General features: G+C 68.9%; 22 protein-coding genes and 1 tRNA gene. 6 read left to right on the top strand and 17 right to left on the bottom strand.

What is annotated here, in order from left to right:
- Nucleotides 1-35: 35 nt before the first annotated feature.
- From DEU37_RS04170 to DEU37_RS04155, 4 genes are all read right to left on the bottom strand, one after another.
- Entirely contained in the window at nucleotides 36-239 is a 204-nt protein-coding gene (locus DEU37_RS04170; RefSeq protein ID WP_005051075.1) for a cold-shock protein, read from the bottom strand.
- A 149-nt stretch (nucleotides 240-388) separates the two neighbouring features.
- Nucleotides 389-961: a LytR C-terminal domain-containing protein gene (locus DEU37_RS04165; RefSeq protein ID WP_121189368.1), complete on the bottom strand. Its 573-nt coding sequence runs from the start codon at nucleotides 959-961 to the stop codon at nucleotides 389-391.
- 9 nt (nucleotides 962-970) lie between these two features.
- Nucleotides 971-1,240, bottom strand: a complete 270-nt coding sequence (locus DEU37_RS04160; RefSeq protein ID WP_016464506.1) for a DUF3263 domain-containing protein — start codon at nucleotides 1,238-1,240, stop codon at nucleotides 971-973.
- A gap of 9 nt (nucleotides 1,241-1,249) precedes the next feature.
- Nucleotides 1,250-2,251: a DUF2332 domain-containing protein gene (locus tag DEU37_RS04155; protein WP_121189367.1), complete on the bottom strand. Its 1,002-nt coding sequence runs from the start codon at nucleotides 2,249-2,251 to the stop codon at nucleotides 1,250-1,252.
- Nucleotides 2,252-2,325: 74 nt separating this feature from the next.
- Here DEU37_RS04155 and msrB point away from each other — a divergent pair, with 74 nt between their 5' ends.
- Both msrB and DEU37_RS04145 read left to right on the top strand, forming a co-directional pair.
- Nucleotides 2,326-2,742: a peptide-methionine (R)-S-oxide reductase MsrB gene (gene msrB, locus DEU37_RS04150; protein ID WP_121189366.1), complete on the top strand. Its 417-nt coding sequence runs from the start codon at nucleotides 2,326-2,328 to the stop codon at nucleotides 2,740-2,742.
- Nucleotides 2,739-3,365, top strand: a complete 627-nt coding sequence (locus DEU37_RS04145) for a nitroreductase family protein (RefSeq protein ID WP_061682318.1) — start codon at nucleotides 2,739-2,741, stop codon at nucleotides 3,363-3,365. Before msrB ends, DEU37_RS04145 begins: the two co-directional genes overlap by 4 nt.
- Before the next feature lie 16 nt (nucleotides 3,366-3,381).
- Here DEU37_RS04145 and DEU37_RS04140 read toward each other — a convergent pair whose 3' ends face one another.
- The 8 genes from DEU37_RS04140 to DEU37_RS04115 form a co-directional block, all read right to left on the bottom strand.
- Complete coding sequence (locus tag DEU37_RS04140; protein ID WP_121189365.1) at nucleotides 3,382-4,335, bottom strand: DMT family transporter; 954 nt, start codon at nucleotides 4,333-4,335, stop codon at nucleotides 3,382-3,384.
- A 193-nt stretch (nucleotides 4,336-4,528) separates the two neighbouring features.
- Nucleotides 4,529-4,666: a hypothetical protein gene (locus tag DEU37_RS14805; protein ID WP_005051092.1), complete on the bottom strand. Its 138-nt coding sequence runs from the start codon at nucleotides 4,664-4,666 to the stop codon at nucleotides 4,529-4,531.
- Nucleotides 4,667-4,758: 92 nt separating this feature from the next.
- The gene (locus DEU37_RS15010) at nucleotides 4,759-4,890 is read right to left on the bottom strand and encodes a hypothetical protein (protein ID WP_259457126.1); all 132 of its coding nucleotides are present in this window, start codon (nucleotides 4,888-4,890) and stop codon (nucleotides 4,759-4,761) included.
- A 95-nt stretch (nucleotides 4,891-4,985) separates the two neighbouring features.
- Entirely contained in the window at nucleotides 4,986-5,717 is a 732-nt protein-coding gene (locus DEU37_RS04135; protein ID WP_147424847.1) for a hypothetical protein, read from the bottom strand.
- Nucleotides 5,714-6,040, bottom strand: a complete 327-nt coding sequence (locus tag DEU37_RS04130; RefSeq protein WP_121189363.1) for a PadR family transcriptional regulator — start codon at nucleotides 6,038-6,040, stop codon at nucleotides 5,714-5,716. Before DEU37_RS04130 ends, DEU37_RS04135 begins: the two co-directional genes overlap by 4 nt.
- Before the next feature lie 34 nt (nucleotides 6,041-6,074).
- Nucleotides 6,075-6,374, bottom strand: a complete 300-nt coding sequence (locus DEU37_RS14925) for a hypothetical protein (protein WP_147424846.1) — start codon at nucleotides 6,372-6,374, stop codon at nucleotides 6,075-6,077.
- An 84-nt stretch (nucleotides 6,375-6,458) separates the two neighbouring features.
- Nucleotides 6,459-6,531 (bottom strand) — tRNA-Thr (locus tag DEU37_RS04120).
- 36 nt (nucleotides 6,532-6,567) lie between these two features.
- Nucleotides 6,568-7,512 carry a thioredoxin domain-containing protein gene (locus tag DEU37_RS04115; protein ID WP_005051100.1) on the bottom strand — a complete coding sequence of 315 codons (945 nt, stop codon included), beginning with the start codon at nucleotides 7,510-7,512 and terminating at the stop codon, nucleotides 6,568-6,570.
- A 269-nt stretch (nucleotides 7,513-7,781) separates the two neighbouring features.
- On the opposite strand from DEU37_RS04115, the gene DEU37_RS04110 reads away from it, so the two are divergent.
- Entirely contained in the window at nucleotides 7,782-8,882 is a 1,101-nt protein-coding gene (locus tag DEU37_RS04110) for an ABC transporter ATP-binding protein (protein ID WP_005051102.1), read from the top strand.
- 85 nt (nucleotides 8,883-8,967) lie between these two features.
- Entirely contained in the window at nucleotides 8,968-10,278 is a 1,311-nt protein-coding gene (locus DEU37_RS04105) for a DUF4032 domain-containing protein (RefSeq protein WP_121189361.1), read from the top strand.
- A 13-nt stretch (nucleotides 10,279-10,291) separates the two neighbouring features.
- Here DEU37_RS04105 and DEU37_RS04100 read toward each other — a convergent pair whose 3' ends face one another.
- Genes DEU37_RS04100 through cysS form a run of 3 tightly spaced genes read right to left on the bottom strand, consistent with a single transcriptional unit; the run spans nucleotide 10,292 to nucleotide 13,362 of the window.
- Nucleotides 10,292-10,930: an NAD(P)-dependent oxidoreductase gene (locus DEU37_RS04100; protein WP_121189360.1), complete on the bottom strand. Its 639-nt coding sequence runs from the start codon at nucleotides 10,928-10,930 to the stop codon at nucleotides 10,292-10,294.
- Between the two features lie 43 nt (nucleotides 10,931-10,973).
- The gene (gene rlmB, locus DEU37_RS04095) at nucleotides 10,974-11,966 is read right to left on the bottom strand and encodes a 23S rRNA (guanosine(2251)-2'-O)-methyltransferase RlmB (RefSeq protein ID WP_121189359.1); all 993 of its coding nucleotides are present in this window, start codon (nucleotides 11,964-11,966) and stop codon (nucleotides 10,974-10,976) included.
- Nucleotides 11,959-13,362, bottom strand: a complete 1,404-nt coding sequence (cysS, locus tag DEU37_RS04090) for a cysteine--tRNA ligase (RefSeq protein WP_121189358.1) — start codon at nucleotides 13,360-13,362, stop codon at nucleotides 11,959-11,961. The genes rlmB and cysS overlap by 8 nt, the downstream gene beginning before the upstream one ends.
- Before the next feature lie 57 nt (nucleotides 13,363-13,419).
- On the opposite strand from cysS, the gene DEU37_RS04085 reads away from it, so the two are divergent.
- Nucleotides 13,420-13,893, top strand: a complete 474-nt coding sequence (locus tag DEU37_RS04085) for a GNAT family N-acetyltransferase (RefSeq protein WP_121189357.1) — start codon at nucleotides 13,420-13,422, stop codon at nucleotides 13,891-13,893.
- 30 nt (nucleotides 13,894-13,923) lie between these two features.
- On the opposite strand, the gene ispD is transcribed toward DEU37_RS04085, so the two are convergent.
- Together ispD and DEU37_RS04075 are read right to left on the bottom strand one after the other, a co-directional pair.
- Nucleotides 13,924-15,111 (bottom strand): 2-C-methyl-D-erythritol 4-phosphate cytidylyltransferase, encoded by a 1,188-nt coding sequence (ispD, locus tag DEU37_RS04080; protein WP_121189356.1) that lies wholly within the window; start codon nucleotides 15,109-15,111, stop codon nucleotides 13,924-13,926.
- A 48-nt stretch (nucleotides 15,112-15,159) separates the two neighbouring features.
- Nucleotides 15,160-15,642 carry a CarD family transcriptional regulator gene (locus DEU37_RS04075; protein ID WP_005051117.1) on the bottom strand — a complete coding sequence of 161 codons (483 nt, stop codon included), beginning with the start codon at nucleotides 15,640-15,642 and terminating at the stop codon, nucleotides 15,160-15,162.
- 145 nt (nucleotides 15,643-15,787) lie between these two features.
- Here DEU37_RS04075 and DEU37_RS04070 point away from each other — a divergent pair, with 145 nt between their 5' ends.
- Nucleotides 15,788-16,255 (top strand): hypothetical protein, encoded by a 468-nt coding sequence (locus DEU37_RS04070; protein WP_005051119.1) that lies wholly within the window; start codon nucleotides 15,788-15,790, stop codon nucleotides 16,253-16,255.
- The last annotated feature ends 62 nt before the right edge of the window (nucleotides 16,256-16,317 follow it).

The raw sequence follows: 16,317 nt of genomic DNA, 5'->3' as shown, positions 1-16,317 counted from the left end.
GCGCCGAGCGGGCGCGACGGGAGGGCCGAACGACGTCAGGCGACGACGCGGACCGACTCGGCCTGCGGGCCCTTCTGACCGGCGCCGACGGTGAACTCGACCGTCTGCCCCTCCTCCAGGACGCGGAATCCCGACATGTCGATGTTGGAGTAGTGGACGAACACGTCCTGGCCGTCGGTCACGGTGATGAAGCCGAAACCCTTCTCGGCGTTGAACCACTTGACGGTACCTTGGGCCATGCGAATCTCCTGATGCTGCGGTGGGACGTCGCAATGCTAACCAGCGTGAGAGCGGCGAAATCGCCGTTCCGGCAAGTGTTGACACAGGCGCATCAAACTGTTCACACGCGCGAAACACGCTCCCCGCCGATACCCGCAGGGCGGGGTGGTCAGCCGGCCGGAGTGGCCCCGGCATCCGTGCGATCGGCACCGATCACGACCACGAGGAGCTTGGCGCCGTCGCCGCTCGCGAGGCCCTTGTACGCATCGCTGAGCGTCACGGCCGCCCCGCCGATCACCTGTGCGAGTCCCCGCGCCGCGCCTTCTTCGGCGGGGTCGGAGTAGAAGACCGTCGTGGTCGGGAAGTCCTTGGAGCTGGCGTCGCCGGCCGTGACGCTGTCGGGCGACCAGCCGGCCCCGACGATGGTCTGCGCGAGGGAGCCGGCCAGACCAGACTGTGTCGTCGCGTTGAGAACGGTGACCGGGTACGACGTGTCGACGACCGGCTCGGCGGTCGAGATGGTCGTCGGCGTGGCGCTCGGTGTGGGAAACAGGGTGACGCGCCCGGTGGCGATCAGCGTGCCGAAGATGCCCAGCGCGACCAGCACGACGATCGCGATGACCGACCACAGCACCACGATTCCTCCCCGCAGGCGCGGATTCTCGGCGCGATGCGCGCCGATGCGTCCCCCCTCGAGGGCGAGATCATCGAAGCGGTCCTTCTGCGGGGGCGTACTCGGCACCCCAGAATGCTACCGGCCTGTTCCGGTGCGGACGGCGGGAACGGCCGCGCGTCCCGCACGCTCGCTCTCGCGCGCATCGCGGAGCCGACGGAGGCGGTGCACCAGCATGGCGTCGTGCGCCGCGGCATCCGGTTGATCGATGATGCGAGCCAGCAGCTGGTAGTACCGGGCGGGCGCCAGGGCGAGCTCGGCACGGATGGCCTCCTCCTTGACGGCGTCGTGCACGGTCCACCGCGACTCGAAGTCGAGGAGGAGGCGATCACGCTCGGAGAGGGGCACCTGCTCACGTTAACCCCGCGCAGCGCGCTCGCCGGGACGCCACTCCAGCCATCGCCCGAGTGGGTCGGCGTGGGCGAGGACGACGCCGTCGCGCGCGAGTGCGAAGCCCTCAGCGGGAGCGTTCGATGCGATCCGCCCGCCGCGCCATCCCTCGTGCAGCGAGGGCGCGTCGAGGGTGATCCAGCGGCCCACGGCGGATACCTGCTCGATCAGCGCGTGGCGCGCGTGCCAGCCGAGGTGCGCCAGCACGCCGGGGGTCTGAACGACCAGCGTCGCCTCGGGCGGCGCCGCCGCGACGGCGTGAGAGAGCTGGTCGACGCCGTCACCCGCGAACATGAGGGGCGGCTCCGCTGCCGCGATGCGCAGGGCGGAACGCACCCGATCGGCGCGTCCGGTCTCGCCGGGCCAGACCAGAGCCGTCAGCCATGATTCGGTGGCCGGGTCGGATGGATCCAGCGGTGCGAGATCGATGCCCGCCCGCCAGACGATCTCCGGATGCCGCAGCGGCGGCACGTGCAGACCACGAAGCTCGCTCTCGAGCACGACGGACGATGCGCCGCCGCGAGGGTCGTGCACGATCTCGCCGGCGACGCCGCGATAGCGGTAGGAGTATCGGTCGGGGTAGAGACACAGTCCTGCACTCGCGCCGACCTCCAGCAGCGCGATCGGCCCGTCGATGCCGGCCAACGCGGGCAGCAGAGCGGCGCACCGCAGGGGTTCGTTCGTCTGCAGAGACCGCGCCGCGCACTCCGTGACCAGTCTGTCGCTGTGGGCGAGCACCCACTCCCGCCACTGGGGGTACCCGCTCTCGCCGGATCCGAGCATCCGCGCGACGGCGAAGACGAGGGGCGGCTGACGATGCGAAGGCGAGATCCTCTCCAGCACCTCCTGCACCGCGGCATCCGCGGCGATTCCGACGGCCCACTCGCCGTACAGCGCGGAACGACCGGGAGCCTCGTCGCGGGCGAACCGGGCGTAGCGCGCCGACACCGATTCTGGGAGCGAACTCATGGGTGACATTCTCGCGGGCTGAGCCGACCGCGGCCCGCGTCGGGTTGAATAGTGGGTGGAGTAAGGAGCCAGACATGACCTACCGCGTGACCAAGACCGACGACGAGTGGCGTTCGGAGCTCACCGCCGACCAGTACGCGGTGCTCCGCGAGGCGGGCACCGAGCGCGCCTGGACCGGCGAACTGCTCGACGAGAGCCGTGCCGGCCTCTACACGTGCGCCGCGTGCAGCGCCGAGCTGTTCCAGAGCGGGACGAAGTTCGACTCGCATTGCGGGTGGCCGAGCTTCTACGAGTCGGTGCGCCCCGAGGCCGTCGAGCTCATCGAAGATCGCAGCCACGGGATGGTCCGCACCGAGGTGCGGTGCGCGAACTGCGGCTCGCATCTCGGACACGTCTTCCCCGACGGGTTCGGCACCCCCACGGGCGACCGGTACTGCATGAACTCGCTGTCGCTGTCGTTCACCCCGGCCCCGGAGGCGGATGCGTCGTGATCGAGACGGTCACGGACTACCCGGCCCTGGCGGCGGTGCGAAACCGTCGCTCCTGGTCGAAGGTGACGGATGCCGCGCCCACCCGCGCCGAGCTTCTCACCCTGATCGCGGCGGCGGGGCGGGTCGCCGACCACTCGTCCCTGCGGCCGTGGCGCGTCATCGAGCTGCGTGGCGAGGACCGGGCGACGCTCGGGGCGGCGATCGCGAAGGCCGAGGGCGACGACAAACCGTCGACGAAGCCGTTGCGCGCGCCACTGCTGCTCGCCGTGGTCGCCAGCTACCGCAAGAGCGAGAAGGTTCCCCGCTGGGAGCAGGAGGCGGTCGCCTCGGGTGTCGCCCACACGCTCAGCCTTCTGCTGGATGAGGCGGGATGGGGTGTCATCTGGCGCACCGGTCATTACACGCGGGCGAAGGCGGTGGCCAAGGCGCACGGACTCGCGAAGGACGAGGAGCTGCTCGGCTGGCTGTACGTCGGCGGCAAGCCCACCGGTGCGCGACCCGGTCGCCGCAAGAGCGTCGATCCCCGTGCGCATCTCAGTCGAATGCCGGCCCCCGCCAAGGGCGCCGACAAGGACGGCGGGGCGACGAAGACCGGCGCGAAGAAAGACAAGAAGAAGAGCTGACACTCCCGTCGTCCGCTCAGGTTCGTCGTCGCCGCCAGGGCGCGAGAGCGACGACGACCGAGCTCGCCGCGACAGCGACCATCAACAGTTCGGTTCCCCAGCCGGGACCGGCATCCGCGGGCCAGAACGCGTCCAGGGTGAACGCGGTGGCGAGCTGGCCGACCACGACGCCGAGGCCGAGCAGCAGCACCCCGGTGTGCGCGACGAGCGCCGCCGACAGGAAGATGTAGATCACGCCGACCACGCCGCCGAGGTAGAGCCACGCCTCGGTCGGCAGCGCCGGCGGCACACCGACGAACGCGACGTGGACGACGGCGGCGACGGCGAGCACCACCGTTCCCCCCAGAAAATTGACGAACGTCGCCGTCAACGGTGTCCCCACGCGTTGGCGCAGCCGCCCGTTGGTCGCCTGCTGCCACGCGATGCCGACGCCCGCCAGGAACGGCAGCACCAGCATCCACACCGGCACACGCTCCAGCACACCGCCCTGCAGGGAGATGCCGACGGCGACGAGGGCCAGCGCACCGCCCGCCACGCGCGGCATGGTGACCGCGACGACGCCGGAGGGACCGTACCCGATGCGGTCGAGCACCAGGCCGTTCAGTGTCTGCCCGGCCACAACCCCGACGGTGAACAGGGAGACGCCGATCACAGCGACGGCGAGGCCCTGGGTCGCGACGGTGAGCGCTCCGGCCAGCCCGCCTCCCAGCATCCACCACGGGATCGTGCGTGCGCGGACGCCGCTGACCAGCGCGCCGAAGCCTCGGCGGCCCGCCGGCAGCAGCGCCGACAACACGGCCAGCACGAGCAGACCCGACCCGAAGGAAATGACCGCCGCGACGAATCCGTCGCCGATGCGCAGACCGAGTTGCCCGTTGATGCGGGCTTGGAGCGCCGTCAGCACCCCCACCAGCACGGCACCGCCAAGAGCCACACCGGCGGGAAGCCGGGGCGTCGTCGGTGCGGTCACGACTCCTCAGCCTAGCCGTGCGCGTGGGAGAGGAGCCGATCGGTCAGTCGTAGCCCAGAATGCAGATCGCTTCGGTGACGGTGTCGGGTTCGGTACGCGGCTCGTGCTCGTCCACGCAACTCAATCTAGAGGTGCGAGCCGGCGGATGCCGAGCGCATCGCCGTGGATAACGCAGGACGAGCCTCGGTCCTGTTCACCCGACGCTGGCGGCCTGGTAGTACAGCACCGCCGCCCACACCAGCACGCCGACCCCGACCATCAGCACACCCACGCCGACGAGTTGCCACAGCAGGAGTCGGCGCTCCGAAGCGGGTAGGTCGCGATAGGCCATGCCGCGATGATATCGACAGCAATCGGTCGCGTCGTTAACGCCGTGTGTCTCCTGTCCGTGAATGTCCCTGCCCCGACGATCCGCCGTCCTCGTCAGCGGGACGCGTTGACAGGACTCTCCAGGAGCGCGAGCCGTGCGGCGGGAGAGCCGCTGATCTCGACGACCGAGAGGTCGTCACCGGTCAGCTCCGCGGCGTCGAGCAGGTCGAGAAGAACGTCATTCATCAGGGCCCGCAACTGGGGCCCTCGTCGTCAACCATTCACCCGATAGAACCAACGAACCGGTGAGGTTTCGCGCACGCATCGTCGGTCGTTCTGGTCTACACCGCGGTCGCGGCTGCCGCTCTGCGGCTACGGGCCGCGGAACGAGTTTCGAGCCCGAACAGGATGACACCGGCTAGGACGGCGGCAGGCGCGGCGAGCAGGCCGAGGTAGAGGGGCACCGTGCCTAGGAAACCAGCGACGAAGCCGATAGTGAGGGCCCAGTCTCGGGTCATTCCGCCGCGCTGAAGACTCGGAGCGGTCGCTACAGCCACGGCAATGCCGACGAATGCAGCGCTCAATGCCCCCACCGCCCACAGGCTCTCCACGTTTGGGATGACGCCGCCGCCATCTCGAAGAGCTGCAAGGTTCAGGGTCGCCAAGGCCGCGAGCGCTGCGAATGCAGACGCGAGCGCCGGCACAACGGTGCGGACGCTCCATCGCCCTTCAGTAGCTGCACGAAGGCTCCAGACCGAGACGCTGAGCAGGAGCGGACCGACGAAGAGCCACAGTGCATTACCGACAGCGCTGTTGCCGCCCAACGCAAGGACGTACCCCACCGCAAGGGCAACCGTTCCGAGCGCAGACGCGGCGATCGGAAGGAGGTGGCGAGTGCGCTCGAAGAGACCAGCAGCTCGCATCGCTGCCTTGTCTGCTTGACTGAGCAGCTGGGAGCCGGAGTGCTCGATACGTTCCATATGCAGATCGATGAGCACCGCCCCATGGGCTTCGCGCCACCGCCGCGGGTACCAGCGGAGCATCCGTTCGATATCCCGCTCTATGGTTCTCATGCCGTGACCGCCTTTCCGTTACCCTCCCGAAGTCGTTGCTGGGCTAGCTGAGCCTGAGCTGCGAGCTGGTCGGCGCGCCGCTTCAGTATCTGCATCCCGTCTGCGGACAGCACGTAGTAGCGCCGCGTGCGGTTGTGCACGACTTCCTCACCGTCGGGAAGAATCCAGCCCTTACTCGCCATGGAATCGAGCGCAGCGTAGAGAGTGGCGATGGGAAGGGACTTCTCGAGTTGGTCTTCCGCATCGCGCAAAAGACCGTAGCCATGCCTGCGGCCCGAGGCCAGCGAGGACAGCACAGCGAACTGCAGATCAGTGACGCTCATGTCACGCACGGTACCAGATGATTACTCTGTCGAATCAGAACATCTGATGAAGTGGAATTATGTCTGAGTAGAGTGATCGCAGCGGCCTGTCGCCCAGCTGGATCTGGCGGACGTGGAAGCCCGTGCGCGCGGACAGCTCCACCTCGTCCCACATCTCGAACGGGTCCAGATCAACACTCGTATCGCTCATACCCACCACATGCACGGCGCTGGACGAGATGTGTCGGAGAAGCCTGGTCAGGTACGGCGACGTATGCGCGAGGGGTCGCCGAACGCCCTCAAGATAGGCCCTATTCGCCACCCCTTCGCCACCCGTAAGCAGCTTGTCCTCCATGAGCCGAGGCGCTCGCTCCATCACCGATCACCCTCCTTCCGCGTGATTTCGCGGAACTCAGCTGGTCAGGGTGTCAGAGAACGGTGCCGGCTACAGGACTTGAACCTGCAACCCCCGTATTACAAGTACGGTGCGCTACCAATTGCGCCAAGCCGGCAAAGCGGGTCCCAGTCTATCGGGGCCGCGTCGCGCGTTACGGCGCGGGCGTCGGGGTGACGGTGGGGGTGGGAGTCGCGGTCTGCGACTTGTAGTACGCCCCGCTCGCGCTCGTGAGCACGAACTGCGAGAACTCGGCGGCATCGGTCATGTCGCCGACGTACTGCTGACCGTTCACGACGACCATCGGCGTTCCGGTGAGGGTGAGCCCCTTCGTCCCGGGGATGCCGCTGATCGCCCGTTCGGTGGCGCCCTTCACCCATGACGAGTACGACTCGGTCTCGATGCAGTCGCGAAGCCGCTTCGGGTCATCCGACCCATTCGCCTGGGCGATGTCGGCGAGCTCCTTGTCGGAGAAGCCGTCGGAGTCGACGGCCGGCTGACGCGTGAGGAGGTCGTTGTTGAAGCTGAAGAACTTCGACGGATCGAGAGTCGCGACGCACGCAGCCGCGCTCGCCGCGCGCAACGAGTACTTCGTTCCGTTCGACTTCGCGGTGAGCATCGAGACCGGGTGGTAGGTGAGGGTCGCCGCCCCGTCCGACACCCACGACGCCAGCTGCTTCGCGTTGGCGAGCTGCCATTGGCGGGCCGCCGGCGAGAGGTAATCGACGTAGACGTGGATGTCGACGACGGATGCCGAGGTCGACGGCGACGGCGTGGCCTGCGGCTCTGCCGCCGCCGTGGGCGCGGGGCTCGCACCGTCGATCGGGGTTCCCGGCGAGACCGATGACACCGATGTCACCCGGAAGCCGTCGGCGGTGGCGTCGGCCGGCTGAAGCTGCGGACGGTCACTGTTGGAGCGCACCGCCCACGACACCGCGACCGCGACCGCGACGACGGCAGCGGCGGCGACGACGGCGAGCGCCGAGCGCCGCAGCACGCGTGCCCGCGACTGCTTCGCGTGAACGAGCTGCGCCTTCTCGCGCACCGCATCACGGCGGCCGGCAGGCGTGGGCTCGTTCGGGGCGTCGTCGTGGGACATGGGACCTTCTGTGGGAGGCAGCTCGAGGGCACATCGCGGTGCATCCCGGTCGTCACGATCCGGATCGGGTCCAGCGTCGCGGACGGAGCAAGGCGATGTGTCGATGCTAGCCAGCGAGCCTGTGAAATGCCCAGACGAGGCCCCTTCCGCGCACAGGAGAACGTGCGATACTGAGAACGCGTCCATCGAAGGACGTGCGGGCCAAGCCCCCGCTCATTCCATCACTACGGATCGTCCGGCACGTACCTGCCGGTGAAGGAGAAGAAAACATGGCGTCCGTCACCTTTGACAACGCAACCCGTCTGTACCCGGGAGGCACCCGCCCGGCCGTCGACAAGCTCAACCTCGAGGTCGGTGACGGCGAGTTCCTCGTCCTCGTCGGCCCGTCCGGTTGTGGAAAGTCGACGTCGCTGCGCATGCTGGCCGGCCTCGAAGAGGTCAACTCCGGCCGCATCCTGATCGGCGACCGCGATGTCACCGACATCCCGCCGAAGGACCGCGACATCGCGATGGTCTTCCAGAACTACGCGCTGTACCCGCACATGACGGTCGCCGAGAACATGGGCTTCGCGCTGAAGATCGCCGGCGTCGGCAAGGAAGAGCGCGCCCAGCGCGTGCTCGAGGCCGCGAAGCTCCTCGACCTCGAGGACTACCTGACGCGCAAGCCGAAGGCCCTCTCGGGCGGTCAGCGTCAGCGTGTCGCGATGGGCCGTGCGATCGTGCGCAAGCCCCAGGTGTTCCTCATGGACGAGCCCCTGTCGAACCTCGACGCGAAGCTGCGCGTGCAGACGCGCACCCAGATCGCGTCGCTGCAGCGCAACCTCGGCGTCACCACAGTCTACGTGACCCACGACCAGACCGAGGCTCTGACCATGGGCGACCGCATCGCGGTGCTCAAGGACGGTCTGCTCCAGCAGGTCGGCACGCCGCGTGACCTGTACGAGAAGCCGAACAACGTCTTCGTCGCCGGGTTCATCGGCTCGCCCGCGATGAACCTGTTCCAGGTCGACCTTGCGAGCGCCGGCGGCATCCAGTTCGGCACCGCCGTCGTCGACGCCGACATCGACCGTCCCACCAGCGCGACGCAGGTCACCGCCGGTGTCCGCCCCGAGGATATCATCGTGAACCCGGCCGACGGCCAGGGCCTGTCGGTGACCGTCGACCTCGTCGAGGAGCTCGGCGCGGACGGCTACCTCTACGGCCACACCGAGATCGCCGGCAAGCGCACCGACATCGTCGCGCGTGTCGACGGCCGCAACCACCCGAACGCGGGCGAGACCGTCGTGCTCGCCCCCGTGCCGCACCACGTGCACGCGTTCGACATCGAGTCGGGCGAGCGTCTCACCAAGAAGGCGATCGCCTCGGCCTGATCCGACCAGACGCGGCGCGGGGGCCCGGTTCCACGGACCGGACCCCCGCGCCGCGGCGTATCCCCCCACGAAAGCGAAGACCCGCGTGGCCCACTCCCTCACGATCACCGCGAGCAGTGTCGACGCAGGCCTGCTGGCACTGCCCTGGTCCACGCCCCTCGACGAGTGGGGCAAGGACACCATCGTCTCGCTGCCCAAGGGCCTCTCCCGCCACCTCGTCCGCTTCGCGGACCTGTCCGGACGCGTGGTCGCCGTCAAAGAGACGACCGGCGAGATGGCCCGCCGCGAATACGACATGCTCGGCTCCCTCGGACGCCTCGACGTCCCGTGTGTGGAACGGGTCGCGGTGATCGACGGTCGTCGCACACCCAAGGGCGAACCACTGCCGGCCGCCCTCGTCACGGCCCATCTGAAGTTCTCCCTCCCCTACCGCGCCCTGTTCACCCAGGTGCTGAGGCCCGATACCGCCGGCCGGCTCGTCGACGCCCTCGCCGCTCTTCTCGTGCGCCTGCACACGGTCGGCTTCTTCTGGGGAGACGTGTCGCTGTCGAACACCCTCTTCCGACGCGATGCCGGGGCCTTCGCCGCCTACCTCGTCGACGCCGAGACCGGCGAGCTGCACGAAAGCGGTCTGACCCGCGGGCAGCGCGAGCACGACCTCGATGTCGCACGCACGAACATCGCCGGCGAGATCATGGACCTGGAGGCCGGTGGCCGCCTCGAAGGAGGGGTGGATGCCGTCGCCATCGCCGACGGCATCATGTCGTCGTACCGCTCGCTGTGGGCGGCGCTGACCGACAAGGAGACCTTCGCCGCCGGCGAGGCCTGGCACATTACCGAACGAGTCAAGCGCCTGAACGACCTCGGCTTCGACATCGGGGAGATGTCGATCCGCACGACCCCGGACGGCACGACGGTGTCGATCCAGCCCAAGGTCGTCGACGCGGGCCACCACCAGCGCCGCCTTCTGCGCCTGACGGGTCTGGACGTCGAGGAGAACCAGGCGCGGCGCCTGCTGAACGATATGGATGCGTTCCGCGCCCGCGTCTCACGCCTCGGCTCCGATGAGGAGATGGTGGCGCATGAGTGGCTCACGCGCGTGTTCGAACCGGTCGTGAAGGCGATCCCCTGGGACCTGCGCGCCAAACTCGAACCGGCCGAGGTGTTCCACCAGGTTCTCGAGCACCGCTGGTACATGTCGCAGGCGCGCGGGCAGTCTGTTCCCATCGCCGAGGTCGTCTCGTCCTACATCGACGACGTGCTGCGCCATCGCCGCGACGAGGCTACTGTGATGGGCCCGCCCACCGAGACGATGGCGATTCCGGTGATCACGTCGGCGATCTCGACGATCGACGACGACGAAGACGAGGACGTCGACTGGCGCGATCTCGTCTGAGTCCGCGTCGGCGTCAGTACCCGACGGTGAAACGCCGGCGCGAGTGCTGCGGGTTCTCGATCTCGTCGAGCACCGCCACGGCGAGGTCGGCGCCCGAGATGTAGGACTGCCCCTCGGCATCCGTGACGATGACATCACCGCCGACCCGGTACGACCCCGTCCGCTCCCCCGGGTTGAACCCGCCGAAGCCGCCCGCAGGGTGCACGAAGAACCAGTCGCGATCGCTCTGCTCGGCCTGCAGGTCCTCCAGCACGCCGATCATCTCCAACGCCTCGGCCTTGAAAGCGTCGGGGAAGTCGCCGTCGACGACGCGAGGGCCGCCGGGGGCGACGAGGCTACCGCCGGCGCCGCCGATGATCCCCAGCCGCACGCTCTCGGGGAGCACGCTGTTGAGCGCCTCGAGGTTGGGGCGGACGAGTCCTTCCATCACACCGCGCGGCGCGACGGCACTGATCACGACGTCCGCGCCTTCCACCTGCGCGAGAAGACCGGGGATGTCCAGCAGCGTCCCCTCGACGTAGGTCGCACCCGCCACACGGTCGGCAGCGACGGTGCGCGACACCGACAGCACGGTGTGCCCACGGTCCACAGCCTCGGAGACGATGTGGCGACCGGCGAAACCGGTGCCTCCCAGAACGGCGATGATGGCCATTGTCAGTGCTTCCCTTCGTGTACGCGGACGGGCGATACGGGCGTCACTCGGACGCGGCGCGGATGGTGGAGACCTGGTACAGCGCGACGGATGCCGCGATGCCGGCGTTGAGAGACTCTGTCGTGGAGGAGATCGGGATCGACACGATTTGATCGCACGTCTCGGTGACCAGCCGCGACAAGCCCTTGCCCTCCGAGCCGACGACGATGACGACGGGACGATCTGCGAGCTCGAGCTGGGGCAGCGCGACGTCGCCGCCGCCATCGAGACCGAGCACGAACACGCCCTGCTTCTTGAACTCCTTCAGCGTCGTCGTCAGGTTCGGCGCCATCGCGACCGGCACGCGCGCGGCAGCACCGGCGCTCGTCTTCCAGGCGGCCGAGTTGACGCCGGCTGAACGGCGCTGCGGAATGATGAGTCCCTGACCGCCGAAGGCGGCGGTGGAGCGGATGATCGCGCCGAGGTTGCGCGGATCGGTGATGCCGTCCAACGCGACCATCAGCGGGGTCTGCCCCTTGCCGATGATCTCCTCCAGCAGGTCCTGCGGGTGCGCGTACTCGTACGGGGGCACCTTGAGCGCGACGCCCTGGTGCACGCCGTCGAAGCCGGCCATGCGGTCGAGCTCGGGACGGGTGACCTCCATCACGGGGATGCCGCGCTGGGTCACGATCGACAGCATCTCCTTGACGCGATCGTCCATCTCGACGCGCTGGGCGATGTAGAACGCCGTCGCGGGGATGCGCGCACGCAGAGCCTCCAGCACCGAGTTACGCCCCGTCACGTTCTCGGTGTCGTCGCCGGCCTTCGCCTTCGGCGCGCGGGAGGACGCCGGCTTCTGACCCGGCCGGCCCTTGCCGCCGGCCGCAGAGTAGCGCTCCATGGCCGCCTTGCGCTTGCCGGCGACGTGCCAGCTGCGGTCCTCGGCCTTGGGCGTCGGCCCCTTGCCCTCGAGCGCCTTGCGTCCGTTGCCGCCCGTGCCCTTGAGCGGGCCCTTCTTCTTGCCCTTGCCCGCGGAGGGGTTGCCCGGCTTAGCCATCGTTCAGACTCCAATGGGTCCCGTCGGGACCGTCTTCGAGGACGACGCCGGCCGCCGCGATCGCATCGCGGAGACGATCGGCGCTCGCCCAGTCTCGGTTCGCGCGCGCCTCGGCGCGCTGGGTGATCATCGCTTGCAGCAGGGCATCGAGGGCTCGCGCCTCGGCACCGTCGGCCGCGGGCCGCCACTGCGGGTCGGCCGGGTTCATGCCCAGAACGCCCATCATGCGGCCCACTTCGACCAGAGCGCGCGCCGCGGCATCCCGCTCACCCGCATCCAGCGCGGCGTTTCCGGCCCGCACCGTCTCGTGAACGACCGCGAGCGCCTGCGGCACGCCGAGGTCATCGTCCATGGCTGCGGCGAATGCCTCGGGAATGTCGGCGGCCACCAACGGCAGGGCGGTGCCGAGGATCCGCGCGGCGCGCTGCTGAAACGTCCGGATGCGCTCCAGAGCCGTCTCGGCTTCGTCGAAGGATGCCGCGGTCAGATCCAGCGTCGACCGGTAGTGCGCGGCGCCGAGCGCGTAGCGCACCACGAGCGGGTCGCGGTCGGCGAGCACGTCGAGCGCGAGCAGATGGTTGCCGAGCGACTTGGACATCTTCTGATCGCCCACCGTGACCAGTCCGTTGTGCACCCAGTAGCGCGCGAACGCGTCTCCCGCCGCGGTCGACTGGGCCAACTCGTTCTCGTGGTGCGGGAAGCGCAGGTCGATGCCTCCGCCGTGGATGTCGAAGGAGTCGCCGAGGTAACGGCGGCTCATGGCGGAGCACTCGATGTGCCAGCCGGGCCTGCCCGGCCCCCAGGGGCTCTCCCACACGGCATCCGCCGGCTCGTCGCTCTTCGCGCTCTTCCAGAGGGCGAAATCCCGCGGGTCGCGCTTGCCGCGCGGGTCCGCATCGGTCGCCGGCTCCATCGCATCGATGCTCTGATGGGTCAGCGCGCCGTAGGCGGGCCATGAGCGCACGTCGAAGTAGACGTCACCGGCCGCAGCATAGGCATGACCGCGTTCGATGAGGGTTGCGATCAGTTCCTGCATTTGCGGGATCGACCCGGTGGCGCGCGGCTCGTACGTCGGCGCGAGAATGCCGATCGCGCCATACGCGCGTGCGAACTCCCGCTCCACGCGATACGCCAGCGCCCACCAGGGCTCATCAGCGGTGGCGTTCTGCAGGACTTTGTCGTCGATGTCGGTGACGTTGCGCACGAACGTCACGCGTCCGAAACGGCGGGTGAGCCAGCGACGCAGCAGATCGAACGCGAGCGCCGCACGCAGATGATGGATGCCGGGACCCGACTGCACGGTCGGACCGCACACGTACATCGTGACGTTCGCCGGATCCTGCGGCGCGAAGTCGCGCAACGCCTGCACCTGGGTGTCGTAGAGCCGGACCGTCACCGCTCCAGCCTACCGGCGCAGGCGCCGGCGGACGGCGGTGTGGGACACTGACGGACGATGAACGCCCCCGATGCCGTGATCATCCGCCCGGACGACCTCACCGGGCAGGCCACCCGCGCTCTGGTTGCGGCGCACCTCAGCGGGATGCACGCCGCATCCCCCGCCTGCAGCGTCCACGCGCTCGACATCGACGCGCTGCAAGATCCCGCCGTCTCGTTCTGGTCGGCATGGATCGCCGGAGAGATCGCCGGGATCGGTGCGCTGAAGCGACGCGACGCACACCGCGGCGAGCTGAAGTCGATGCGGACCGCCGAGCGGTTCCTGGGTCTCGGGGTCGGCCGCGCGCTTCTTCGCCACATCACCGCCGAGGCGGCAGCATCGGGCATGTCCAGCCTGTGGCTGGAGACGGGCACGACTGAAGAGTTCGCCGCGGCACGGCACCTCTACGCCAGCGAGGGCTTCGTCGTGTGCGGCCCGTTCGGCGACTACGCGCCCGACCCGTTCTCGACGTTCATGACGAAGGAGATCTAGCACCGCGGGCACCGCGCCCCTCGGGGCGCCTCAGCGGGGGATGACGACCGCGACGGCGAAAGCCGCGACGCCCTCCCCCGTCCCGGTGAACCCGAGGCCGTCTGTCGTCGTCGCAGATACCGAGACCGGAGCACCCAACGCCGCCGACAGGACGCGCTCGGCTTCGGTACGGCGGGGCGCGAACCGCGGATTGCGCGCTTGTACCTGCACCGACACGTTGCCGATCGCGAAGCCCGCCTCGGTCACGAGGGCACGCGTCCGCGCGAGGAACGCCTCGGCGTGCGCACCGGCGTACTCGGGCTGGTCGGTGCCGAAATGGGTGCCGATGTCGCCGAGTCCGGCGGCGGCGAGCACGGCGTCGACGATCGCGTGGGCGACGGCATCCCCGTCGGAATGACCGTGCAGAGCCGGCTCACCGGGCCATTGCAGTCCCGCCAGCCACAACTCGCCCTCGCCGCCGACGGCATGCACATCGGTGCCGACGCCCACCCGCGGCGGTGAGGGCACGGTCGACACCGGCGCCGCGCCGAGCAGCGCACGCGCGCGGTCGAGGTCGGCGGGGGTCGTGATCTTGAACCCTCGCTCATCACCCGGCACCGTCCAGACGTCCGTGCCGGCGCTCTGCACCAGGGCGGCATCGTCGGTGTGATCGGCGGATGCCGCAGCGTACGCGGCATCCAAGACGACCCGCGAAAAGCCCTGCGGCGTCTGCGCCGCCGCGAGATCGGAACGATCGACGGCCTCGCTGACCACGTCGCCCGCCACGCGTTTCACGGTATCGACGACCGGAAGCACGGGCAGCACGGCATCCTTGCCGCTCTCCAACGCGGCGATCACGCGCGCGAACACCGCGGGAGGAGTGAGCGCACGGGCGGCGTCGTGCACCAGCACCCAGTCGACATCCGGCCAGACGGCCTCGAGACCCGCAGCGACCGACTCCTGTCGTGTCGCGCCCCCCGCCACGACAGAGACGAGATCGTGCCGGTCACCGGCCACCGTCCGCGCCTCGGTGAGCGCGTCGCCCACCCGGTCTGCGGGAGCGACGACGACCACCTGGGCCGGCGGCGCGGCGAAGACTCCGAGGAGAGCGTGGCGGAGCACCGTGTGCGCGTCGAGACCGACGAACGCCTTCGGCCGACCGGCACCGAGGCGCTGGCCGGATCCCGCGGCGACGACGATCACGGCGACGCGGGGAACGGGGAGCAGATCTGAGGTCACATCGCGACCCTACCGAGCCGCGTCCGCGCGGGCGAACCCGCGCAGCGATCAGCTGGCGAGGACCTCGTCGAGCACGCCCGAGGCGTGGTCTTCGTCGGCCTTGAGCGCGAGCGCGATCTCCGAGACGAGGATCTGGCGCGCCTTGGCAAGCATGCGCTTCTCACCGGCGGACAGGCCGCGGTCCTGGTCACGGCGCCACAGGTCACGGACGACCTCGCTCACCTTGATGACATCGCCGGAGGCGAGCTTCTCGAGGTTGGCCTTGTAACGGCGCGACCAGTTGGTGGGCTCTTCGGTGAACGGTGCGCGCAGCACATCGAACACCTTCTCGAGACCGTCCTTGCCGATCACGTCACGGACGCCGACCAAGTCGACGTTGTCGGCAGGGACCTCGATGATGAGGTCTCCCTGCGTGACGTTCAGCTTCAGGTACTTCTTGGTCTCGCCCTTGATGATCCGGTCCTTGACCTCGATGATCGTCGCGGCCCCGTGGTGCGGATAGACGACCGTCTCGCCAACCTCAAAAAGCATGCAGTTATGTCCTTTCGGCAAAGTCCAGAATACCACAGGCGACATACGCTAAGGTTCGCCGGCTGAGCACCTGCGGCGATGGGCGACGGGGCGCTACCCCGTCCCGGCATAGAATGAGCACACACCGACTCGTCCAGGAGGATCCGTGAACACGCGCCGTCTCGCGTCCGTCGCCCTCGCCGCCGTTGTGGTCCTCTCCACCGCCGGCTGCAGCATGATCTCGCCGCAAGCCACGACCATCAGCTACTCGGCCGCCGAAGGTGTCAACATCGTGCACTCGGCACCGCTGAAGGTGCGCAACGCGCTCTTCGTCGCCAACGAGAAGGGCACCGAAGCCAACTTCCTCGCGGCGATCGTCAACGACACCGACACCGATGAGACGCTGCTGGTCGGCGTCGAAGGCGACACGCAGCGGGTGCGGGTCGCCGCACACTCGACCGTCAGCCTCGGCTTCGACGGTGCAGAGCCGCTCCTGTTCACCGGCCTGTCCGCCAAGCCCGGCACCGACGTTCGTACGACGTTCCAGTCCGGCACCGGCGAGGCCGTCGAAGACCGCGTTCCCGTCCTGGACGGGACGCTGTCGTACCTGAAGGACTTCATTCCCGCGAGCTGATCGCGCTCACGAAGATCGGCGGCGCCCCTCCTCACGAGGGGCGCCGCCGATCTTCGTATCGC

The organism is Microbacterium sp. AG790 (genome assembly GCF_003634765.1).
Lineage (GTDB): Bacteria > Actinomycetota > Actinomycetes > Actinomycetales > Microbacteriaceae > Microbacterium.
Note: the sequence above shows the minus strand (reverse complement) of the source record. Positions and strands in the feature narration are given on the sequence as shown.